This window comes from Plantactinospora sp. CA-294935 (assembly GCF_050936445.1).
Taxonomy (GTDB): Bacteria; Actinomycetota; Actinomycetes; order Mycobacteriales; family Micromonosporaceae; genus Plantactinospora.
The window spans coordinates 9,318,072-9,339,822 of the sequence record NZ_JBNJMU010000001.1 but is presented as its reverse complement, the minus strand read 5'-3'; the positions used below and the strand labels follow the sequence as shown (position 1 = coordinate 9,339,822).

Sequence of the window (21,751 nt, the reverse complement as noted above, 5' to 3'; positions counted from 1 at the left end):
CGGATCTCCCGGGAGCTGACGCTGTCAGTCAGCGCGGTCGAGGGCGTTCGCGCGGGCCACGGCGTACCGTTCGCGGATCGCCGGCACGGCGTCCGCCTCGTACGTCTGCACCTGCCCGACCGTCCACGACGGCGGTCGCTGCCCGCCCGACAACACCCAGGCGGCCTGGCGGGCGGCGCCGTCGGCGACGTACTCCCGCAGCGGTGGGACGAGCACGGGGAGGCCGAAGACCGTGGGCGCGATCCGGCGTACCGCCTCCGGGCGGGCGCCGCCGCCGACCAGGACGACCCGGTTGACCGTCGTGCCCTGTTCGGTCATCGCGTCCAGCGAAGCCAGCCCCGGTGCGCCGGCCAGTCGCCAGGTCAGCCAGTCATGCGGCAGGCACACCGCGGCCGTACGGGCGGCGTTGTCCGGCTCCGCCGAGGCCTGACGCAGTCGTCCGGGGCGGGGTCGCCGGTGGTGGCAGCTAGCCGGCCGTCATGCTGACCCTGCCAGGGATACCCTTCGCGGAGGCTCCCAGCCGGCGGCCGGCGCCGGCACAGTGGTGGCATCAATCCTTTGCCACCGAAGGAGTCTCCCGTGCGGTACCGACTACTGGGCCGAAGCGGCCTGCGCGTCTCCGAACTGTTCCTCGGCGCGATGGGGCTCGCCTCGCCGACCGGCGGGGTCGCGCCGCTGCCGGCCGCCCGGGACATCCTCGACGCGTACCTCGACGCGGGGGGCAACGTCGTCGACACGGCGGTCAACTACGGCGACGGGGAGAGCGAGCGCATCCTCGGCGAGTTGCTGACCGGCCGGCGGGACCGGGTGGTGCTGGCAACCAAGTACACCGCGTCGCGGGACCGCACCGATCCGAACGGGTACGGCAACCACCGGAAGAACCTCCGGCTCTCCCTGGAGACCAGCCTTAAGCGGCTGCGTACCGACCACATCGACCTGTACTGGGCGCACGTCTGGGACCGGCACACCCCGATCGAGGAGATGATGCGGGCGCTGGACGACGCGGTCCAGGCCGGCAAGATCCTCTACGTCGGTATCTCCGACGCCCCGGCCTGGGTGGTCAGCCGGGCGAACACGCTTGCCGAGTGGCGCGGCTGGGCGCCGTTCGTGGGTCTCCAGGTGCCGTACAACCTGCTGGAACGGGACATCGAACGGGAGCTGCTGCCGATGGCGGAGGCGTTCGGGATGACCGTGGCGAGCTGGTCGCCGCTGGCACACGGACTGCTCTCCGGCCGGCACACCCGCCCCGGCGACAGTGCCACATCCCGGGCGGGGGAGGGGTTCGGCGCACTCGACGCCCGGGAGCAGGCAGCCGTACTGGCGGTGCAGGAGGTCGCCGACGAGCTGGGCGTGACCGCCGCGCAGGTTGCCATCGCCTGGGCCAGGGCCGGCTCCCGGGCCGTACACCCGATCTTCGGAGCCGGCACCGTGGCGCAGCTCAAGGAGAACCTCGGCGCGGTGGACGTGACGCTGCCGGCCGAGGCGGTGCGGCGGCTCTCTGCGGCGGTCGAGTTCACCGCCGGCTTCCCGGCCGACTTCATCGCGAGCTGCGAGGAGACCGAGTGGCTGGTCGGACCGAACGCCACCCGGCTCGACGCACGCTGACCCGCCGACGGGTGCGGTGTCCCGGGTACCCAGGCGAGGCAGCTCGACAGTCTGCGAGAGACCTGGTCCTTCCCCCGAATTGGTGGCTCCCGGTCACAGTGGGACGACATAGGCATTGACGAAGAAGTGCTCAACCCTGCCCCAGTGCAGGTGTCCGGCCTTGGCTTCGTCGCCCTGGCGGCCCAGCACGACGTGGACGTGAACCGCACCGTCCTTTACCTCGCCAGTCCCGGTCAACTCCATCGGCTCGCTGTACTCCGTGACGATGTCCTTCGAGTAGTCGTCGGCCGCCATCGTTGAGATTGCGCAGCCCTCGACGGCTCCGATCAGCGACACGACGGCGCCGTTCGCTACGCCACGTGCCTGAAGCTCGGCCGTCAGCGTTGCCATGACTTCCTGTCCAGGCTGGACGGAAACGAGGATCATCGGGGCCTCTCTGCTGTCGTGGTGATCGGGTCAGCGCCGGCCAGGAGTGCGGCCATGGTGCGTAGGTTCTCGGATGCGCTCTCGGTCCGCAGGGCATCGGCGACAGCCGCCCTCACTGGCTCGCGGCCGGCCGCGCTGGCCCGGCTACACCACCGGGCCGCCGCGTCGCGAGGGTTGCGCAGCTCTTCGGCGAGCTTCAATGCCGCATCCGGCCCGGCAACGGCCGAGCCCTGGGCGAACTGCGTGGCGAGCACCCACGGCAGGCCGAGGACCCGGCTCGCGACCGCCGTCAGGTACAGCGCCCGCATTGCCTCGTCCGCCCGAAGCGCTGCGATCACCCGGTCGGCTGTCTCGGGTACCTCGACCTTCGCCAGGATGCCGGCCGCATTCACCCGCAGGACGTCCGTTGCGCCGCCCCGCATCCACCGACTGAGGGTTGCTTCGCTGGCAGCATCCTGCTGAACAAACTCGCGGATCACTAGATCGGTCGCGTGGCTGGTCTGGGTGGTCTCAAGCCGGCCGCTCGCACCGGCCGTGATCTCGCCGAACACCCGGCAGGCTAGATGGAAGTCGAGCAGGCCCGGGTGAGCGAAGCGGACGGCGCCGGCCGGCGTGCGGACGAGTTGGCGCCTCTGGACGAGCTGGGCCGTAGCGGGCCGCAGGGCGGCTGGTATCAGGCTTTGGTGTAGCTCGTGCCCGTCCCCGCGCCAGATCTCCCACGCGATCCACTGAGCGCATTCGTCCAGGTCAACGACCGACGAAGCGCCTGCGACCGCGCCGGCGACGGTCGCGCCTGCCAGCGCGAAAAGGTCTTTACGTCTCACCTCGTCAACGGTAGGCGACGACGCCTCGCTGAGCGCCAGCCGTACCGCCCGCTGATACAGCTCGACGGTGGCCGGCGTAACGGGCCGTTCGCCTGCCTCGATCCGGGACAAATGGCTTGCGGACAGCCCACCGAGGCGCGCGACCTCGGCGAGCCATGATCGGGCCACAAGAGCGCTGGTACCGACACATGCGGCGGCTTGCTCAGAGGCGGTACCCGACCGGTCAGCACATCCCTGGACGGACGTACGCCTGCCTGACGTGTTCCGATCCTTGGCCGTGCGCGCCGGCACGCCTGGCCCTCCTGATCGGCTACAAGGGCAACCGCGTGGGGCTGATGATGTTCCTCGGCCTGCACCTCGCCCGCGCACTGCAAGCACTGCCCGACACGCACCCCGCGCTGATCGCAGGCCAGATCCTCTACTGGGTTCCCCGCCACCGAAGCCCGTAACCGACTTGCCTCATCACCCAATCCCCCGGGCAGGCGTCCAGCCGTATCGGGGGTGTCGGAAACCGTTACAGCGGCGACCGCACGCGAGAGCCCCGGCCATCTCCCCGGGGGTCTCTGCGTTCCCGGCAACGCCAGTTGGCGCCGTTCATGGGAATAACTCTTCCGGGTTCGACCCGCCTCGACGGGCGCTGACCCGCCGACGGGTGCGGCCCCCGCCCGGGTACCCACGTGGGCCCGCACCTGCCCGGGCGACCGACCGGCCCTGCCGGGTCCGCGTGCCGGAGCGTCTCCGCCTAGGCTCGCATGAGACGTCGAAGGAGTGGGGATGCCGGAAACGACGGTCGCGGATTTCTGGTTCGATCCCTCCTGCCCGTACACCTGGACGACCTCGCGCTGGCTGCTGGAGGTGGCGAAGGTCCGGCCGGTCGAGCCGCGCTGGCACCTGATGAGCCTGTCGGTGCTCAACGAGGGGCGGGACGACGACCCGGAAGGCGACCCCGACGGCTACCTCTGGGTGCCGGTGCGGATCTGCGCGGCGGTGCGCCAGGAGCACGGCCCGGAGGCGCTGGCCCGGCTCTACACGGCGATGTGGACCACTGCCCGGGGCGACGGGGACTGGCTCGGCGACCTGCACACCGCGCTGGCCGCCGCCGGCCTGCCGCGCGAACTGGTCGAGGCCGGCACGTCGACCCGGTACGACGAGATCGTGCGGGCCTCGCACGCCGAGGCGATCGCGCTGGTCGGCGAGCACGTCGGCACCCCGATCATCGCGGCGACCGGCACCGACGGCCGCCGGGTCGCCTTCTTCGGCCCGGTGATCTCCCGGATCCCCACCGGCGAGCAGGCCGGCCGGCTCTGGGACGGGACGCTGCTGGTGGCCGGCGTGCCCGGGTTCCACGAGTTGAAGGGCCTGCCGCACGCCGAGCCCCAACTCGGCTAGATTTCGCCGGGCCGACTACCGGTGGGCGGGGTGCTGTGCCAGCCGGGCACGCAGCCCTTCGGCCCGTGGGTGACCCAGGGTGTCGAAGATGTCCAGCGCCTGCTGCCAGCAGTCCCGGGCCTGGACCGGCTCGCCGGAGCGGAGCAGGCCGTCCCCGAGTACCTCCAGGGTCTCGGCCTCGAATCCGCGACAGTGTTTCTGGTGGAAGAGGTCGCGCGCCTCGTACAGGCGGATCAGGGCCTGCCGGTGCTGCCCGGCGTGCAGCAGTGCCTCGCCGAGGTTGAACAGCGCCGAGGCAACGCCTGCCGGGTCGGCCAGCCGCCGCCGGACCTCAAGCGCCTGCGACAGGCAGCGGATCGCCTCCCGGTGCTGCCCGGCCCCCGAGTACGCCCGGCCGAGGTTTCCCAACGCCATGCTCTGGTCGTACTGCGAGGCGGTGTCCCGGCGGATCTCCAGAGCCGCGGTCAGGTGGTCGATGGCCTCGTGGAACCTGCCCTGCCGGCCGTACGCGATCCCCAGGTTGTTGAGTGTCCGGCCCTCTCCGCGTCGGTCGCCGATGGCACGACGGATCTCCAGTGACCGGGTGAGGCAGTCGACGGACTTCTCGGTCTGGCCGAGCTGTCCGTAGCCGAGACCGAGACCGCTGAGGATCAGCGCCTCGCCGGCCCGGTCATCCGCCCGGCGTGCCGCGTCGAGCGCGATCCGGCTGGTGCCGAGCCAGTCGTGCCAGTTGCTGCGGCGGTCGAAGTACAACCGGAGCACCGCGGGCAGGCGCCAGGCGATGTCGTACCTGCCGTGGCCGAAGGCGCTGTTCACGGCCGCGACCAGGGTGCTCTGCTCGGCCGTGATCCACCCGAACGCCTGTTCGTCGGTGCCGAACCCGGGCAGGTGGGATGGTCGGGCCGGCTCGTCCAGCACGACCTCCATGTTGTACGGGAACAGCCGGCGGACGGCCGCTTCGGCGGCGTACAGATACCAGGTGAGGATTCGGCCGACGACGGCGTCGGTACGGTCCGCACCGTCGTCACCGTCATCCAGGGTGGCCCGCGTGCCGGCGTACTCGCGGAGCAGGTCGTGCAGTCGGTAGCGGTCGGCGGTGATCGGAGTGACGAGATGCTCGTCGCCCAGCCGCTCCAGGGTCTGCCGGGCCACCGGCGGCGGCACGCCCACCAGCGCCGCGGCCGAATCGACGGTGAAGTCGTCACCGGGGTGCAGCCCGAGCAGCCGGAACAGCCGCTGCCCGGCCGGATCGAGGGCCTGGAAGGAGAGGTCGAAGACGGCGCGGATCTGCCTGTTCCCGACCGCCAACTCGCCGAGGCGGTCACCTTCCGCGTCGAGCCGGGCGGCGAGGTCGCTGAACGTCCAGGCTGGCCGGGACCGCAGCCGGTGGGCGGCCAGCACGACCGCGAGCGGAAGCCGCCCGCACAGGTCGGCGACCCGGCGAGCGCCGGCCGGATCGGCGGCGACCCGGTGCTCTCCGGCGACCCGGCCGAGCAACGCGTGCGCGTCCCGCGCGGTGAACACGTCCAGGTTCAGGGTGTGGGCGCCGTCGAGGGCGAGCACCCGACGGCTGGTCACCAGGACGAGGCTCGTCGTACTGGCCGGCAGCAGCGGCAGAACCTGCTCGTCGCTGGCGGCGTTGTCCAACAGGACCAGGGCGTGCCGGTTGTGCAGCCGGTCTCGGTACAGCGCCGCCCGGGCATCCAGACCGTCGGGGATCTGGGCGCCGGGCACCCCCAGCAGGTAGAGAAAGGAGGCGAGTACGGTGGCCGGATCGGCGGGCGGTTCGTCGGCGTGACCGTGCAGGTCCACATAGAGCTGGATGTCGACGTACCGTCCGGACCTGACCAGTTGGTGGGCGTGGTGGACCGCGAGCCGGGTCTTGCCGACCCCGGCCATTCCCTCGATCGTGGAGATCACCACGTTGGTGCCGGTCTGCCCGGCCGGCGGCAGGGCCGACGACAGGATGCTCAGCTCGGCCTCCCGGCCCGTGAAGCCGGCGATGTCCGGCGGTAGCTGGCGATGTGCGCTCACCGCCGTGCCGGTCCCCGCCGGCCTGGTCACCTCCTGGCGCAGCACCCGCCGGTGTGCTGCGGCCAACGCGGGTCCGGGGTCCGCGCCCAGTTCGTCCGCGAGCCGTCGGCGCAGCGCCTCGAACACCCGCAACGCCTCGGCCTGCTGACCGGTGCCGGCCAGCGCGAGGATCAACTGCGCGTGCGCGGCCTCGTCCAGCGGATCGGTGTCGGCGGCCTGCCGCAGCAGGGGCAGCACCTGGTCGTGGTGGCCGAGCCCGGTGGCGAGTTGGGCGTACTCCAGGACGACCCACTGCCGTTCCCGGTCCAGCGCCGCCGCCTCGGGCAGGATCCGCAGGCTGGCAAGGTCGGCGAGCGGGGCACCGCGCCACAGGCCGGTCGCCTGCCGGTACCACTCGTACGCGGACGCCAGGTCCCCGTCCCGGTGGGCGCCGCGTGCCCGCCGGACGAGCCGGCGGAACTCGAGCAGGTCAAGCTGCTCATCACTGACGGTGAGCTGGTAGCCGCCCCCGGTGGCGACCAGCAGGCGGTCCGGGTGGGCGGCCGGCTGCGGCGCCCGCAGCCGCTGGCGCAGCCGGGATACGTGGTTCTGCACCAGAGCGGCGGCGCTGTCCGGCGGTTGCCGGCCCCACATCACCTCGACGAGCGTGTCCAGGTGGACCGGCGCGTTCGGGCGCAGTGCCAGCGCGGCCAGCAGGGTGCGCTGCTTAACCGAGCCCGGATCCACGCCGACCCCGTTGACGAGGACGGCGAGCGGGCCCAACACCTGCAACCGCAGGCCGTACGCTGGCGGGTGGGCGTGTCGACAGAGCTGGATGAGCCTCGATGTCTCCCCGGCGGACAGGCCGAGGGCGCTGGCGAGTCGGCGCAGGGTGGCGGGACGCGGCGCGGCGACGCGTCCCTGCTCCAGGTCGCGTACCCCACCGACGCTCAGCCCAGCCCGGTCGGCCAGGTCCTGTTGGGTCAGACCGGCGCGTTCCCGGAACTCACGAAGGGAACTGGAGAGTCCCGCCTCACTCACTGGTCGTCACCGCCCGACCGCGTCCTCGTGGCTGGTCGCTCCCGTAGGAAATCCTGGGCAACCGTACATCGACTCCGCCGGTACCTGCCGCCCCGTACCCAACCCGTAGTCGGCCGGTGGACGACCCCGCCACACGTCGCCGACCAGCGCCGCCGGCGGCCGGGTACGGCTGGCCGGACGCCAGGGTTCGGTGAGCGTCCTCTGCCACCGTGGAGGCGTGACGATGGACAACCGGGCCGGTTACCGGCGGGGGATGCGCGATGGATAGGCCGCTGCTGAGGAGTCTGCGCGACCCGGCCGAGCAGCGGCTGCTGCGCGAAGCCCTGGAGGAACAGGCCAAGGACGACGGCGACCCGCTGGCCCGCGACATGGCCCGGGACGTCCTCGCCGGCAACGTCACGCTCTACGAGGCGGTCGGCTCCAGCGTGTACGGCGAGGTGTTCGCCCAGCGGGCCGAGGAACACGCGAAGTGGTGGCACGACCTGCCCGACGACGAACGCGAGCGGCTGTACGCCGAGGGCCGGGAGGCCATCGCGAATGAGCGGGAGGCCATCGCGAGGGAGCGGGAGGAGGAGGGTCGATGACCTTCAAGGTGGAAACCGCCGACCTGCGCGGGTACGTCGGCCTGCTCAACCGCAACGCCGAGCACAACGACAAGGTCCTCGCCTACCTGCGCCAGTGGTGCGGCCAGGAGATGCAGGCGGTCTCCTCCGAAGGGCTGCTGGCCAAGGCGCTGAACTTCCACGACCGGATTTACGACGACGCGGTGAACCTGGTCACCCAGCTCGGCCAGGCCCTGCGCGCCTCCGCCGCCGAGTTGGACAAGGCCGCCAAGCTCTACGACGGCAGCGACAAGGCGGCCAAGGAGCGCTTCGAGTCGTCCCAGTACGTCGTCAACGGCCACTCGGAGCGAGAGGGCTGGGAGGCGAGCCATTCCGGCTTCGCCGACTACATGAACCCGCTCGACGTGCTCACCGGCACGCCGGGCTACACGGTGTTCAGCGACCCCACCAAGGTCCTCGACAAGATCGCCGAAGTCAGCCTGACCGGGATGGTCATGAACTTCATCGAGGAGCTGACCGGCACCAATCCACTTCAGAAGATCGCCGAGTTCGTCGCCGGCGACTGGGAGGCGTACAGCCGGACCGCCGGGGCGTGGCGGGCCATCGGTCAGGCGCTGGAGCGGATCGGCAAGAACATCGACCGGGGTCTCGCCTCGCTGGACCGTGCCTGGGAAGGCGGCGCCAGCGAGGTGGCGTACAAGGCGTTCCAGGCGCTCGCCGACCTGTTCAAGAACATGTTGTCCCGGTTCATGGAGGTCCACAAGGCGTACCAGCAGTTCGCGCAGTTCGCCATGCACACCGCCTCGGTGCTGGTCGACACGCTCAAGCTGGCCATCGACACCGCGATCATCTTCATCACGAAGAAGAAGGGGCCGTTCGGCGACGCGATGGCAGCGTTCTACACATTCAAAATCGTCAAGTACGTCGGGTACATCGGCTGGGGGATGCTGACCGCCCGGGGCAGCGTCGCCACGATCTTCGGGGCGCTGGCGGGGGGCGGGAGTTCACCGTTGCGCGGAGTGAAGGCGATGGGTTATGACGCATCCGGGATCTGACGGCGTGATCCGGGCCGGCGGGGAGGTCGCCGCGTACGGCTTCGACGACGAGCAGGACGATCCGTTGCGCGACGTCCGGCACATGCTCGACCGGCTGTACACCGCCGATGACGGGACGGAGAGCGATTACGTCGAGCTGATCAGGCAGATCCTCCACGCCGGGCTCGAACAGGACACATCCGGTAACGGGTGGCGGTGACGGGTCACGAGTCCGCCGACGGCGGTGGGACCTGGCCGCCGCGGCAACCGCTGGCCGCCCGGCGCCGCTCCAGTAGCCGGTGGTACGCGGCCAGCCCGTCCGGCACCCACGCCCACTCGGTCAGCCGCCCCGCCAACTCCTCGTCGGTGAGGAACGCGTGCCAGGCCACCTCCTCGACCTGCGGGTCGACCGGCGTCGCGCAGCACACCTCGTAGACGGCGGACCACCAGGTGTGCTCGGGAGTCTCGTAGAGGAACTTGAACAGCGGCGTCGGCGCGGGCAGGCCGGTGACACCCAACTCCTCCTCGGCCTCGCGCCGGGCTGCCTCGTCGTAGGTCTCGCCGGCGCCGACGACCCCGCCGACGAACATGTCGTAGCGGGACGGGAAGACGAGCTTCTGCGCGGTACGCCGGTGCACGAAGATCCGCCCCGACGGGTCGCGGGCCAGCACGAAGACGGCCCGGTGCCGCAGCCGCCGGGCGTACGCCTCGCCGCGCGGGGCCTGCCCGACCACCCGGTCCCGCTCGTCGACGATGTCCAGGATCTCGTCCGCCGACCGTGCCACGGGACTACTCCACCTCCACCGCCTCGTACGTGAGCACCAGCTTCTCGGTGAGCACGCCGGTGTCGCCGCCGGTGATCGTACTGACCTCCAGGTGCTTCGGCGTGGCCGCCACGAGCCGGTAGCGCTTGATCGGCGTACCGTCGGCGTCGAACACGACCACGGCGGCGGCCGAGCCGCCCCCGCCGCCCCGGGTCGCGCGGACGTCGGCGATCCACCCCTCGAAGCTGTTGCCGCCGCGTTGCGGCCGGACGAGGGTCAGCTCGCCGCCGCGCGGCCGGCCAGGCACCGGGCGGACCACATACCCGCCGTCGGAGGTGGTCGACCTGAATTCGACGACGTCCTGGCCGAGGCGCAGGCCGGAGAGTTCGGTGATCTCCGAGATCACCGTCCCGTCGACGTCGAGGGCGAACGAGTGGCCGACGCTGGCGTCGTGCTCGGGCAGTGGCATGTCTGCCTCCTCGGCGGGGCCGTGCCGGCGCGGAAGTAAGAACCGGTGCCACCAGACAACCAGGCCCACCGGTCCCGGTCAGCCCGGTAGCCGACGGATCGACCCCGGTGCGGCACCAGCACGTCGGTGAAACCGCCGCCGGTTCAGCCCGGCCACTGCCACTGGGCGACCATCGGGTGGTCCTCGCCGTACCGGCGGGTGTGGTCGCGGCACTCCTGCCGCGCGTCGACCATTGTCTGCCGCAGGTGGGCGGCCCGGGCGCCCAGCCCGGGGACCCGGTCGATCACGTCCATGACCAGGTGGAACCGGTCGAGGTCGTTCAGCATCACCATGTCGAACGGCGTGGTGGTGGTGCCCTCCTCCTGATAGCCCCGGACGTGCAGGTTGGCGTGGTTGGTCCGGCGGTAGCTGAGCCGGTGGATCAGCCAGGGATAGCCGTGGTAAGCGAAGATGATCGGCCGGTCCCGGGTGAAGAGGGTGTCGAACTGCGGGTCGGGCAGCCCGTGCGGGTGCAGGCTCGCGGGTTGCAGCCGCATCAGGTCGACGACGTTGACCACCCGGACCTTCAACTCGGGCAGGTACCGGCGGAGCAGGTCGGCGGCGGCCAGCGTCTCCAGCGTCGGCACGTCGCCGGCACACCCGAGCACCACGTCCGGCTCGGCCCCGGCGTCGCTGCTGGCCCAGTCCCAGATCCCGAGCCCACGCCGGCAGTGCAGCTCCGCCTGCTCCATCGACAACCAGTTCGGGGCGGCCTGCTTGCCGGAGATCACCACGTTGATGTAGTGCCGGCTGCGCAGGCAGTGGTCCATCGTGCAGAGCAGCGTGTTGCCGTCCGGCGGCAGGTAGACCCGGACGATCTCGGCCTTCTTGTTGGTGACGTGGTCGATGAAACCCGGATCCTGGTGGGAGAAGCCGTTGTGGTCCTGCCGCCAGACGTGGCTGGAGAGCAGGTAGTTGAGCGAGGCGACCGGGCGGCGCCAGGGGATGCCGCGGGTGATCTTGAGCCACTTGGCGTGCTGGTTGAGCATCGAGTCGACGATGTGGATGAACGCCTCGTAGCTGGTGAAGACGCCGTGCCGGCCGGTCAGCAGATAGCCCTCCAGCCAGCCCTGGCAGAGGTGTTCGGAGAGCACCTCCAGCACCCGGCCGCCCGGGGAGAGGTGGTCGTCGCCGGGCTCGGTCGGGCCCAGGAAGGCCCGGTCGGTGGCCTCGAAGACCGAGGACAGGCCGTTCGACTCCACCTCGTCGGCGCCGAAGAGCCGGAACCGGTCCGGGTTGGCCGCGATGACGTCCCGGAGCCAGCCGCCGAGGACACCGGTCGCGCCGGTGACCGGGTGGCCGGGCCGGTCCACCTCGACGGCGTGCGTCCGGAAGTCGGGCAGCACCAGGTCGCGGAGTACGACACCGCCGTTGGTGTGCGGGTTCGCGCTCATCCGCCGGTCGCCGCGCGGAGCCAGGTCGGCCAGCGCCGGCAGCGGCGCGCCGGTCGCGTCGAAGAGCTCCTCCGGCCGGTACGACCGCAGCCAGCGCTCCAACTGGGCCAGGTGACCGGGGTCGTCGCGTACCCGTTCCAGCGGCACCTGGTGGGCCCGCCACGTCCCGGCGACCTGCTCGCCGTCCACCTCGTCCGGCCCGGTCCAGCCCTTCGGGGTCCGCAGCACCAGCATCGGCCAGCGCGGCCGCTGCACCGGCCCGCCGCGCCGGGCCCGGCGCTGGATCTCGGCGATCTCGTCCAGCGCCCGGTCCAGGCAGGCCGCCAGCTCCCGGTGCACCCGGGCCGGCTCGTCCCCGGCCACCACGTACGGCCGGTAGCCGTAGCCGCGCAGCATGCCGAGCAGGTCCTCCTGGGGCATCCGGGCCAACACGGTCGGGTTGGCGATCTTGTAGCCGTTGAGGTGCAGGATCGGCAGCACCGCGCCGTCCCGGGCTGGATCGAGGAACATGGTGGAGAGCCAGCTCGCGGCCAGCGGACCGGTCTCCGCCTCGCCGTCCCCGACCACGCAGGCGACCAGCAGGTCGGGGTTGTCGAAGGCGGCCCCGTAGGCGTGCGCGAGCGAGTAGCCCAGCTCGCCGCCCTCGTGGATCGACCCCGGCACCTCGGCCGCGACGTGGCTCGGCAGCCCGCCCGGGAAGGAGAACTGCCGGAACAGCCGGGCCATCCCGGCCTCGTCCCGGCCCACCGACGGGTACAGCTCGGTGAAGGTTCCCTCCAGCCAGGTGTTCGCGATGATGGCCGGAGCACCGTGCCCGGGTCCGGTCACCAGCATCGCGAACAGGTCGCGGGCCACGATCGCCCGGTTCAGGTGTGCGTAGACCAGGTTCAGCCCCGGGTCCGTACCCCAGTGACCCAGCAGGCGCGGCTTGACGTGCTCCGGCCGCAGCGGCTCGCGCAGCAGCGGGTTCGCCAGCAGATAGATCTGCCCGGCGCTGAGATAGTTGGCGGCCCGCCAGTACGCGTCGATCCGGCCCAGCTCCTCGTCGGTCAGCCGGGGCTGCGGGTCCAGCGCGGTCTCCATCACCCGAGCCTGCCCCGAGCCGGGCCGACCCGCGACCGGAACGACCATCTCGGCACGCTCACTCCTGGATGTAGACGCCGTGCGCGCCGCGTACCACGACCACCGGCGAGGCCGAGTGGTAGAGCATCGCCTGGCTGACCGAGCCGAGCATGCCGCGCCAGGGCTCGTCGCCACGCGCGCTGACCACCACGAGTTCGGCCCGGCGGGTCTCCTCGGCCAGCGCCGACTCCGGGTCGCCGGTCCGGACCTGCTGGTCCACCTGGACCGAGGGGTACTTCCGCTGCCACGGCGCGACCGCCTCGGCGAGTTGCTCGACGACCTCGGGCGGCGGTGCGCCGTCCGTGCCGTCCGGGTCGCAGACCTGCACCACGACCAGGTCGGTCGAGTGCCGCGCGGCGGTGTCGAAGGCGAAGTCGAGGGCGCTCAGCGAGCTGGCCGAGCCGTCCACCCCGACCAGCACCGGCCCGGTCGAGGGCAGTTGTTCCCTGGCCACCAGCACGCTGCACCCGGCCCGGGCCGCGAGCTGCACGGCGGTGGCGTCGGAGTCGGCCGGCACGTCGGGATCCGCGGAGAGCCCGCCACCGCCGATCACCAGCAGCGCGGCGGAACCCGACTCGCGGAGGAGGGTGGTGATCACCGGGCCCTCGATCAGCGCACAGGAGACCTCGACCCCCGGCTGGGCCTCGGTCGCGGTCGCGGTCGCCCGGCGCAGCAGCTCCTCGGCCGGACGGCGGGGTTCCTCCGGCATCGGCTCCGACGGGTCCGCGACCCAGTTGAACGCGTGCACGACACGCAGCGGGCGGGAGTGCAGGACCGCCTCGCGGGCCGCCAGCCGGACCGCCGTCATGCTCAGCCGGGAGTCGTCGACCCCGACCACGACCAGCGCCTCCTGCGGAGCGTTCACCGTCGCCCCGCGATCACTCGGCCACCGGCCCGGCACGGACTACGTGGCGTGTCCTCTGCACCAGCCGAGAGTATCCGGGCGGCACGGCGGGCGTCGGCGGATTCGGCCGGTACGACCGCACAGTGGATGGTTCGGTCAGGGCTCGACCCGCAGTACGGCGATGGTCGCGTTGTCCCGACCGCCCGCGACCAGCGTGTCGGCGAGTACGCCACGGACCGTGTCGGCAGGGCTGCCGGTCGCGCCGAGCCGGCTGGACAGCCGCTGGTAGTCGACCTGTTCGGCGACACCGTCCGTGCAGAGGCAGTAGACGTCGCCGGGCCGCAACGCGATGTTGAGCAGGTCCGGCTCGGGCATGGCCGGGTGGCCCACGTATCGGGTGAGCTGGTAGCGGGCGGCGGCCGCCGCCGGGGAGTCCGCCGGATACCAGCCGTAGACGGCGCCGAGCCAGGCGGCCGTGTGGTCGACGGTGAGCAGTTCGAGCAGCCCGTCCCGGAGCCGGTACGCGCGGGAGTCGCCGATCTGCACGATCCAGCCGGAAAGCTCGGTCTCACCGGCCGGGTCCACTGCCGTACCGCCCAGGGCCGACCGGGCGATCGGCGCGGTACGCCGCGTCCCGACTCCCTGGCCGGCGCCGCCCGGCTCGGCCGGGAACGGTGCCCCGGTGACCCCGCCACCGGGCGGCTGGGTCGGTCCGGCGGCACCCGGTCCGGCGGCACCCGGTCCGGCGGCCGGCGGCATGACGACCAGGCCGGTGAAGGTGCAGCCGGTCAGCTCGTTCAGTTCGGCGCCGGCCGCCCGGACCCGGGACTGCGCCTGGGCCATCGCGGCGCGGAGCTGTCCGGGGCCGATGTCGGGAGCTGCCGCGCGCACCCCGGCGACCATGGTTTCCATGGTGGTGCCGCCGGCGATGGTGCTGCCCCGGCCGTCGCCCATCCCGTCGGCGACCGCCAGGAACGGCAGCACCGGATCGACGTGCAGTACGTCGAAGTTCGCCGAGTAGCGCTGACCGACCCGGCTGCCTCCGGCGACGCTGAGCCGGTGGCCGGCGAGTGGGTAGACGCGGCTCACGTCGCCCTCGGCGGGCATCCGGTCCGGACCCGTCACAGGGCTACGGTGCATGGCGGGGAGGTTAGCAGGATTGCCGACCAGCCCGGGCGGTATATGCGAATCGTCGCAAATCCCCGCTACCGTCGGTTCTGTGCGGGCTTGGCCCGGACCCGTTGTGCCGCGCCGGGGCCGGCTCGACTGCGAGGATGTAGCGGTGAACCTGCCCGACGTGCTGCGCCGGCACCGGCTGCTCGCCGTCGTGCGGGGCGACGACCCCGACGCGGCGCTGGCCAGCGTGCTGGCGCTGGCGGAGGCCGGGATCGCACTCGTCGAGGTGTCGCTGACCTCCCGGGACGAGGCCGGGGTGCTGGTCCGGGCCCGGGCGGCGTTGGGCCCGGAGGCGCCGCTGGGTGCCGGTACGGTGCTCACCGAGGCCGACGTGGTGCAGGCGGAGCAGGCCGGGGCGTCGTTCGTGGTGACCCCGGGACTGGTGCCGGCGGTCGCCGAGGCGGTCCGGCTCGGGCTGCCCGTCCTGGTCGGCGCGCTGACCCCGACCGAGGTCGTCGCGGCCAGCCTGGCCGGGGCGGCGGCGGTGAAGCTCTTTCCCGCGTCGCTCGGTGGCCCGGCCTATCTCCGGGCGCTCCGGGAGCCGTTTCCGGACGTCCCGTTCGTGCCGTTCGGCGGGGTGGACGTCGAGTCGGCTCCGGAGTACCTGTCGGCGGGTGCCGTCGCGGTCGGCGCCTCCGAGTCCCTGCTCGGCACGGCGCCCCAGGGTGGCGACCTGGCCGCACTGCGGCTGCGGGCCACGGCGTTCCGTGCCGCCGTCTCCTGAACGGCTCGATCAGGCGTGCCCGGGGGGACGGCTCCAGGCCGACTGTGTCAACCGGGGTTGACACACGTGGCCCTGTCAACCTAAGTTGACAGTATGAGTCAGGCAACGGATCTGGCGGCGGCGGCCGGCAGCACCGATCCACGGGTCGGGCTGCGCGCGGTGGTGGCCCTGCGCCGGTTGTTGGAACGCCTGGAGGTCGTCCAGGTCGACAACGCCCGGCGCCAGGGCTGGTCCTGGCAGGAGATCGCCGACGCACTCGAGGTCAGCAGGCAGGGAGTACACAAGAAGCACGCCGGCCGGGCGTCGGCGCGTACCCAGGGAGGGGCATGATGTTCGAGCGGTTCACGGTGCAGGCCCGGGACGTGGTCCGGGGGGCTGTGGCGGCGCGCGAGCGGCTGGGGCACCGCAACGTCGGCACCGAGCACCTGTTGCTCGCGCTGCTCGACGGGGAGAAGAGCGCCGTCGCCGGGCTGCTCAACCAGTCCGGGGTGGACGCCGCGCAGGTGACCGAGGCGATCGAGCGGAAGATCGGTCGCGGCACCGAGGAGTTCGGCGACCGCGACGCCGAGGCGCTCCGCTCGATCGGCATCGACCTGGCGGCGGTGCGATCCAAGCTCGAGGAGTCGTTCGGCGAGGGCGCCCTGGAGTCACCGCCGGCCCGGTCGCGGTGGGGCCTCTTCGGCGGCTGGGACTTCGGCAGCCGGTTCTCCGCCAGGGCGAAGAAGGTGCTGGAGCTGGCTTTGCGCGAGGCGGTCCAGCTCCGGCACCGGGAGATCGGCGCCGAGCACATCCTGCTCGGGCTGCTTCGCGAGGGGCACGGGCTGGCCGCGCTGGTGCTGACCGAGGCCGGGGTGGACCTGGCCGAGCTGCGTCGCCGTACCCTCGACTCCCTCCGCAAGGCCGCCTGACCGGCACCGGCCCCATCGGTCGGCGCCGGTCGAGGTCGGCGACGCGTCGAGTCGGCCGAGCCGGCCGGGGTGGCCGCGGGCTCAGGCCGGCGGGCGGGCGGCGTCGAGCTGTTCGCGGAGGATGTCGGCGTGCCCGGCGTGCCGGGCGGTCTCCTCGATCATGTGGGCGTAGATCCAGCGCAACGAGACCCGGCCCAGCCGGGCCTGCGGCGCGGTGTCGTCGAGGGCGAACCGGGCGGCGACCCGACGCGACTCCGCGCACGCCTCGGCGTACTCGGCGAGCAGGCTCTCGACGGTGTCGTCGGGGCCGAGTGCCCAACTCGGGTCGCCGCCGTCCACCCAACCGGCGATCTCGACCGGCTCCCGCTGGGCCAGCCGGCGCTGGAACCAGCTCCGCTCCACCACCGACAGGTGCTTGAGCAACCCACCGAGCGTGGTCAGCGAGGGTACGAGCCGGCGCCGGGCATCCTCGTCCGACACCCCGGCGACCTTCTCCGCGAGCTCCCGCCGCTGGCAGTCGAGGAACGCCTCCCAGACCGCCCGCTCACCGGCGGTGGCCACCTGTTCCTCCGGCCCGAGCGGCGGATCGATCATGTGGTTACTGTAGCGGCCGCGGCGCTGACCCGCCGAAACCCGCCCGGCATGCGGAAAAGGTCACGCCCGTCCGGCTCGCTGCCGGCGGCAAGCTGCTGCACACTGGCGGCCGTGAAGGCGCACGAGGAGAGCACGGCCGGCGTGCCGGCGGATTCCCGGAGTGGCGGTGCCGGCGGTCTCCGGTCGGCGGTGGTGGTCAACCCGGTGAAGCAGACCGACCTCGACGGGCTGCGCCGGACCGTCACCGAGACACTGGCCGCCGCAGGCTGGCCGGAACCGGCCTGGTACACCACCACAGTGGACGACCCGGGCCGGGGCCAGGCCCGGCAGGCGATCGAGGACGGCGCCGAGGTGGTCTTCGTCTGCGGCGGCGACGGCACCGTGATGTCCTGCGTCGGCGCACTGGTCGGCACCGACGTGGCGATGGCCATCCTGCCGTCGGGCACCGGCAACCTGCTCGCGGCCAACCTCGGGCTCTCGGGCGACCTGGCCGCCGGGCTGGAGGTGGCGCTCGAACAGGGCCGGCGGCGGATCGACGTCGGCACCTGCGGTGACGCCTACTTCACCGTGATGGCCGGGATGGGCTTCGACGCACAGATGCTCGAGGCCACCTCCGAGACCACCAAGGCCCGGGTCGGCTGGCCGGCGTACGTGGTGGGGGCGCTGCGGCACCTGCGGGACCGGCCGATGCGGGTGTCGATCCGGATCGACGACCAGCCGCCCCGACGGCGCCGGGCCCGTACCGTGCTGGTGGCCAACGTCGGGCGGTTGCAGGGCGGGGTACGACTGCTCGCCGACGCCGAGCCGGACGACGGCTACCTGGACGTGGCCGTGCTCACGCCCCGGACGCTCAACCACTGGGTCTCGCTCGGCTGGGCGGTGCTGCGGCGGCGCCGCCGGGTGCCTCGGATGGAGGTGCTGCGCGGCCGGCGGGTCATCATCACCAGCAACCGGGCCCAACCACGCGAACTGGACGGGGACGTCATCCCCGCCGGCCGCGCGCTGAAGGTGTCCGTCCGCCCCCGGGCGCTCTGGCTCTGCGTACCGAGGCCGGCGACCGAGCCGGACCTCGCGGTGGACGCCGACGCGGTCGCCGAGCGCGGGGAGCGGCGGGTGGAGGGGGCGCGGTGAGCAGTACCCGGCTGGTTCCCGAGACCCAGTGCATGGCCGACGAGGAACTCTCCGCCGACGACGCCTGGCACACCCTGCGCCGCTACGGTGGCTGGCACCTGATCCGGGACGCGTTCATCCGGTTCCGGTACGGCGACGCGTTCAGCCACTCCCGGGCCCTCGCCCTGCAACTCTGCCTCGCCGTGGTGCCGTTCCTGATCGCGCTGGCCGGGCTGATCAGCGACCTCGGGGCGGACGAGGGTGGTCTGGTGGTCGCCGACACGGTGATCGGGCTGACGCCGGGCGCCAGTGACGGGGTGGTCAAGGAGCTGCTGGTCGACTCGGAGCAGACCGAGGACGCCGGCGAACTTGCCCTGGCCCTCGGCCTGCTCACCGGGCTGGTCGCGTTGACCACCACGATGGCGCAGGTGGAGCGAGGGGCGAACCGGATCTACGGGGTGGAACGGGACCGGCCGGCGCTGTGGAAGTACGTCCGGGCCGCCGTCCTGGCCCTCACCGCCGGAGCACCCGCGCTGGCCGGCTTCTTCATCCTGGTCGGCGGTGGCGAGCTGGGCCGCTCGATGGGGCGGCACTACGACTGGTGGGGCCCGTCGATCGGCCTCGCCTGGGACGTGCTGCGCTGGCCGCTGAGTCTCGGGCTGACCGTCTTCGCCGTCGCGGTGCTGTTCCGGCACGCGCCGCGCCGCCGGCAGCCGGGACTGTCCTGGCTGCTCTTCGGCGCCGGATTCAGTACCGCGCTGTGGTGGCTGGCCAGCGTCCTGCTCGCCGGCTATGTGTCGTACAGCGACGCGTTCGGCGCGACCTACGGCGCGCTGACCGGCATGATGGCGCTGCTGCTCTGGGCCAACCTGACCGGGATCGCGCTCTTCGGCGGGCTGGCCTTCGCCGCCCAGTTGGAGGCGCTGCGGATCGGCGAGCACGAGCCGGCCGAGCCGGACCGCTGGGATCCCGACCGGACGGACCTGGGGCACGCCGACATGATGGACATCGATCCGGCGGGGACACTCGGGCGGGGCGTACCCGGGCCACGGGCCACCGAGGAGCGGGCGGCCGACGCGGTCGGCCCCGACGCGGAGCCGCGCGACGGCTGACGGGTGTACGCCGCCCGCAGCGCGGGTACCGGGCAGGCCAGAGGCGAGAAGGGAGCTCTGGCGTGGCCACGGTCAGCGAGGTGTTGCGGCGACCGCTCGGGCATTTCGCCGAACGTAGCCTGCTCGGGTTCGCCCTGGTCGCCGGCACCGGTGTCGGGTTCGGCGTGCTGTTACTGCTGGTCCGGTTCCACTGGGAGCCGCTGCACCGGGCCGACCACGAGACCGCGGCCTGGTTCAACGGGGTGGTCTCGGCCAACGACGGCCTGGTCACCGTGCTCCGGGCGGTCAGTTCACTGGGCGGCCGGCCGATCATGCTCTGGCTGGTCACCATCGCGGTGGTGGGCCTGCTGATCCGCCGGCAGGGCCGGCTCGCCGTCTATCTGATCGTCACCGGTCTCGGCGCCCTGCTGCTCGACCCGTCGCTGAAGGAACTGGTGGGCCGGCTCCGCCCGGCGGTCGACATCCCGGTCGCCTCGGCACCGGGCAACAGCTTCCCGAGCGGGCACGCCCTCGGGTCGATGGTCGCCTACGGCGCCCTGCTGCTGGTCTTCCTGCCGGCGATGCGGCGCGGGTGGCGGCGGGTGGCGACCGGTGTCGTGATCGCGGTGGTGGTGGCGGTCGGGGTGACCCGCGTCGCGCTCGGCGTGCACTACGTCTCCGACGTCCTCGCCGGCTGGCTGCTCGGACTCGCCTGGCTGGGCGTCACCGCGTACGCCTTCCGGTTGTGGCGCCGCGAGCGGGGTCGCCCGGTCCGGCCGCTGGCCGAGGGGCTGGAGCCGGAGGCGGGCCGGGAGATCAGCCCGGCACCGGCCGAGGGCCACCTGCTGCCGCATCCCCGGGCGGCCGTCGCCGAGGTGCTCACCGGCTGGGTACTGGTCTTCGGCCTGCTGTACGCCTTCGGCATGCTGGTCAGCTACTACGTCGAGGGCACCTTCGTCGAGACGCTCGACCGGGAGGTGCCGCAGTGGCTCGCCGCGCACCGGACCGACACCCTCAACGACCTCAGCTATCTGGCGAGCAAGGCCGGCGACACCCACGCCATCCTGCTGGTTTCGCTGGTCTTCTGCCCGTTGGCGCTGGCCTTCTGGCGGCGCTGGCGGCCGGTGCTCTTCCTCGCGCTGACCATGTTCGGCGAGCTGACCCTCTTCCTCGCGTCGGCCCGCGCGGTGAACCGGCCCCGACCGCAGGTCGAGCACCTGGACGGGCACCTGCCGACCGCGTCCTTCCCATCCGGGCACATCGCGGCGACGATGTGCCTGTGGGTGGCGATCGCCCTGCTGGTGATGCCGCGCACCGACCGGTGGTGGCGCTGGCTGACCGTGCTGGCCGCGGTCGTGATGCCGCTCCTGGTGGCCGGCTCCCGGATGTACCGGGGGATGCACCACCCGAGCGACTTCGCCGGGGCCATGCTGCTCACCACGCTCTGGATCGGCCTGCTCTGGCTGGTGGTGCGCCCCAACGAGGAACTCGCCGGGGGCGACCGGCGGCGCAGTGGCGGTGCCGACGCGGAGCCGCCGCACTCGACGCGCCCGATGGAGACCGCGCGCAGCGCCCCGGCCGAACTGTCGAGTCTCGACGACGAACTGGCCCGGGCGGCCCGGCCGGACTGAGGTGGGAGGCGTCGGGCGGGCTGGTTGGACCGAGGTCGGAGGCGTCGGGCGGATGGGCCGGACGGGGACGGGGGCGGATGCCGGGTGCGGGCGATGACGTACAACATCAAGAACGGCGGGCGCGACGGTGCCGACCCGAGCCGGCTGGACCGGGTGCTCCAGGTCGTCACCGAGCAGCGGCCGGACGTGCTGGCACTGCAGGAACTCCGGGGCCTGCGCCGGGACCGCGACCGGCTCGACACGATGGCCCGGCGGCTCGGGATGCGGGCGTACCTGGCCGGGGGATGGTTCGGGCAACCGGTGGCGGTACTCGTCCGGCGACCGGTCGAGGCGGTGCTGGCGGCGCCGGTCCGCCGGCCGTTCCACCACGGGGCGCAGCGGGTCGTGCTGGACACCGACCGGGGCCCGCTGACCGTCCTCAGCACGCACCTGCATCCGTACTCCGGGCGGCGCCGGCTGCGTGAGGCCGGCTGGCTGGTTGGCGCGGCCGGCCGGGGCGGGCCGGACCGGAGGCCGTTACCGGACCGGCCGGTACTGCTGATGGGTGACCTGAACACACTCGATCCGGGCGGCCGGCACGACGAGCGGATCGGCCGGCTACCGCCGGAGTACCGGGGGCGGCACCTGATGCCGGACGGGGTGACCGTGGACACCCGGGCGGTCGCCGCGCTGTACCGGTCGGGTCTCGTGGACCTGTTCCGGCCGGAGGGCGCCGACCCGTCCACGGACCGGGCGGAGCCGCCGCACACCGTACCGACCAGTGCCGGCGGTGGGGTGGAGTTCACCGAGATGCGACTCGACTATCTGCTCGGCACGCCGCCGCTGGCCCGGCTGGCCCAGCCGCCGCGGGTGGTCACCGGTGGGGCGGCGGAGTCCGCGTCGGACCACTATCCGCTGGTCGCCGACTTCGACCTGCGGCTCCGCTGAGCATCGGGACGGCATCAGGGCACCGGGCCGGACGCACCTGGATCGACGCAGGCGCCGCCCGAT

Annotated in this window: 21 protein-coding genes and 1 pseudogene; 12 read left to right on the top strand and 10 right to left on the bottom strand. The window is 72.6% G+C overall.

What is annotated here, in order from left to right; all coding sequences use genetic code 11:
- Positions 1-24: 24 nt before the first annotated feature.
- A pseudogene (locus ACQEVC_RS40525) lies at positions 25-327 on the bottom strand (FGGY-family carbohydrate kinase); the annotation flags it as partial.
- A gap of 252 nt (positions 328-579) precedes the next feature.
- On the opposite strand from ACQEVC_RS40525, the gene ACQEVC_RS40520 reads away from it, so the two are divergent.
- The gene (locus ACQEVC_RS40520; RefSeq protein ID WP_318402172.1) at positions 580-1,605 is read left to right on the top strand and encodes an aldo/keto reductase; all 1,026 of its coding nucleotides are present in this window, start codon (positions 580-582) and stop codon (positions 1,603-1,605) included.
- Between the two features lie 93 nt (positions 1,606-1,698).
- Here ACQEVC_RS40520 and ACQEVC_RS40515 read toward each other — a convergent pair whose 3' ends face one another.
- Together ACQEVC_RS40515 and ACQEVC_RS40510 are read right to left on the bottom strand one after the other, a co-directional pair.
- On the bottom strand, positions 1,699-2,031 hold the full coding sequence (locus ACQEVC_RS40515) for a PCC domain-containing protein (RefSeq protein ID WP_318402174.1): 333 nt from the start codon (positions 2,029-2,031) through the stop codon (positions 1,699-1,701).
- Complete coding sequence (locus ACQEVC_RS40510; RefSeq protein WP_432888996.1) at positions 2,028-3,023, bottom strand: helix-turn-helix domain-containing protein; 996 nt, start codon at positions 3,021-3,023, stop codon at positions 2,028-2,030. The genes ACQEVC_RS40515 and ACQEVC_RS40510 overlap by 4 nt, the downstream gene beginning before the upstream one ends.
- 606 nt (positions 3,024-3,629) lie before the next feature.
- Here ACQEVC_RS40510 and ACQEVC_RS40505 point away from each other — a divergent pair.
- A complete protein-coding gene (locus tag ACQEVC_RS40505) occupies positions 3,630-4,244 on the top strand; it encodes a mycothiol-dependent nitroreductase Rv2466c family protein (RefSeq protein ID WP_432888994.1) in 615 nt (204 codons plus the stop codon).
- Between the two features lie 15 nt (positions 4,245-4,259).
- On the opposite strand, the gene ACQEVC_RS40500 is transcribed toward ACQEVC_RS40505, so the two are convergent.
- Positions 4,260-7,298, bottom strand: coding sequence for a BTAD domain-containing putative transcriptional regulator (locus ACQEVC_RS40500; RefSeq protein ID WP_432888992.1), 3,039 nt, complete (start codon positions 7,296-7,298; stop codon positions 4,260-4,262).
- A gap of 260 nt (positions 7,299-7,558) precedes the next feature.
- Between ACQEVC_RS40500 and ACQEVC_RS40495 the strand changes: the two genes are divergently transcribed.
- The 3 genes from ACQEVC_RS40495 to ACQEVC_RS40485 are packed head-to-tail and all read left to right on the top strand — an operon-like array spanning position 7,559 to position 9,115.
- Entirely contained in the window at positions 7,559-7,882 is a 324-nt protein-coding gene (locus ACQEVC_RS40495; RefSeq protein WP_432888990.1) for a hypothetical protein, read from the top strand.
- A complete protein-coding gene (locus ACQEVC_RS40490) occupies positions 7,879-8,916 on the top strand; it encodes a WXG100 family type VII secretion target (protein ID WP_432888988.1) in 1,038 nt (345 codons plus the stop codon). The genes ACQEVC_RS40495 and ACQEVC_RS40490 overlap by 4 nt, the downstream gene beginning before the upstream one ends.
- On the top strand, positions 8,897-9,115 hold the full coding sequence (locus ACQEVC_RS40485) for a hypothetical protein (protein WP_432888986.1): 219 nt from the start codon (positions 8,897-8,899) through the stop codon (positions 9,113-9,115). Before ACQEVC_RS40490 ends, ACQEVC_RS40485 begins: the two co-directional genes overlap by 20 nt.
- Before the next feature lie 4 nt (positions 9,116-9,119).
- Here the strand turns inward: ACQEVC_RS40485 and ACQEVC_RS40480 are convergent, their stop codons facing one another.
- The 5 genes from ACQEVC_RS40480 to ACQEVC_RS40460 all read right to left on the bottom strand — a co-directional run bounded on the left by ACQEVC_RS40480 (position 9,120) and on the right by ACQEVC_RS40460 (position 14,667).
- Positions 9,120-9,680: an NUDIX hydrolase gene (locus ACQEVC_RS40480; protein WP_432888984.1), complete on the bottom strand. Its 561-nt coding sequence runs from the start codon at positions 9,678-9,680 to the stop codon at positions 9,120-9,122.
- 4 nt (positions 9,681-9,684) lie between these two features.
- On the bottom strand, positions 9,685-10,128 hold the full coding sequence (locus ACQEVC_RS40475) for a phage tail protein (RefSeq protein ID WP_432888982.1): 444 nt from the start codon (positions 10,126-10,128) through the stop codon (positions 9,685-9,687).
- Positions 10,129-10,271: 143 nt separating this feature from the next.
- Positions 10,272-12,644: a phosphoketolase family protein gene (locus ACQEVC_RS40470; protein ID WP_432891997.1), complete on the bottom strand. Its 2,373-nt coding sequence runs from the start codon at positions 12,642-12,644 to the stop codon at positions 10,272-10,274.
- Positions 12,645-12,702: 58 nt separating this feature from the next.
- A complete protein-coding gene (locus tag ACQEVC_RS40465) occupies positions 12,703-13,548 on the bottom strand; it encodes a universal stress protein (RefSeq protein WP_432888980.1) in 846 nt (281 codons plus the stop codon).
- A gap of 135 nt (positions 13,549-13,683) precedes the next feature.
- Positions 13,684-14,667, bottom strand: a complete 984-nt coding sequence (locus ACQEVC_RS40460) for a PP2C family protein-serine/threonine phosphatase (RefSeq protein ID WP_432888978.1) — start codon at positions 14,665-14,667, stop codon at positions 13,684-13,686.
- Between the two features lie 142 nt (positions 14,668-14,809).
- Between ACQEVC_RS40460 and ACQEVC_RS40455 the strand changes: the two genes are divergently transcribed.
- The 3 genes from ACQEVC_RS40455 to ACQEVC_RS40445 all read left to right on the top strand — a co-directional run bounded on the left by ACQEVC_RS40455 (position 14,810) and on the right by ACQEVC_RS40445 (position 16,335).
- Complete coding sequence (locus tag ACQEVC_RS40455) at positions 14,810-15,427, top strand: bifunctional 4-hydroxy-2-oxoglutarate aldolase/2-dehydro-3-deoxy-phosphogluconate aldolase (protein WP_318402199.1); 618 nt, start codon at positions 14,810-14,812, stop codon at positions 15,425-15,427.
- Positions 15,428-15,520: 93 nt separating this feature from the next.
- Complete coding sequence (locus tag ACQEVC_RS40450; protein ID WP_130463859.1) at positions 15,521-15,757, top strand: helix-turn-helix domain-containing protein; 237 nt, start codon at positions 15,521-15,523, stop codon at positions 15,755-15,757.
- Positions 15,754-16,335, top strand: coding sequence for a Clp protease N-terminal domain-containing protein (locus tag ACQEVC_RS40445; protein WP_432888975.1), 582 nt, complete (start codon positions 15,754-15,756; stop codon positions 16,333-16,335). Before ACQEVC_RS40450 ends, ACQEVC_RS40445 begins: the two co-directional genes overlap by 4 nt.
- An 81-nt stretch (positions 16,336-16,416) precedes the next feature.
- Here ACQEVC_RS40445 and ACQEVC_RS40440 read toward each other — a convergent pair whose 3' ends face one another.
- Positions 16,417-16,929 (bottom strand): DinB family protein, encoded by a 513-nt coding sequence (locus tag ACQEVC_RS40440; protein WP_432888973.1) that lies wholly within the window; start codon positions 16,927-16,929, stop codon positions 16,417-16,419.
- A 141-nt stretch (positions 16,930-17,070) separates the two neighbouring features.
- On the opposite strand from ACQEVC_RS40440, the gene ACQEVC_RS40435 reads away from it, so the two are divergent.
- From ACQEVC_RS40435 to ACQEVC_RS40420, 4 genes are all read left to right on the top strand, one after another.
- Positions 17,071-18,060, top strand: a complete 990-nt coding sequence (locus tag ACQEVC_RS40435; RefSeq protein WP_432891995.1) for a diacylglycerol/lipid kinase family protein — start codon at positions 17,071-17,073, stop codon at positions 18,058-18,060.
- Positions 18,057-19,151: a YihY/virulence factor BrkB family protein gene (locus ACQEVC_RS40430; RefSeq protein ID WP_432888971.1), complete on the top strand. Its 1,095-nt coding sequence runs from the start codon at positions 18,057-18,059 to the stop codon at positions 19,149-19,151. Before ACQEVC_RS40435 ends, ACQEVC_RS40430 begins: the two co-directional genes overlap by 4 nt.
- A gap of 62 nt (positions 19,152-19,213) precedes the next feature.
- Complete coding sequence (locus ACQEVC_RS40425) at positions 19,214-20,761, top strand: phosphatase PAP2 family protein (RefSeq protein ID WP_432888969.1); 1,548 nt, start codon at positions 19,214-19,216, stop codon at positions 20,759-20,761.
- A gap of 93 nt (positions 20,762-20,854) precedes the next feature.
- Positions 20,855-21,688, top strand: coding sequence for an endonuclease/exonuclease/phosphatase family protein (locus tag ACQEVC_RS40420; RefSeq protein WP_432888967.1), 834 nt, complete (start codon positions 20,855-20,857; stop codon positions 21,686-21,688).
- Positions 21,689-21,751 lie beyond the last annotated feature (63 nt).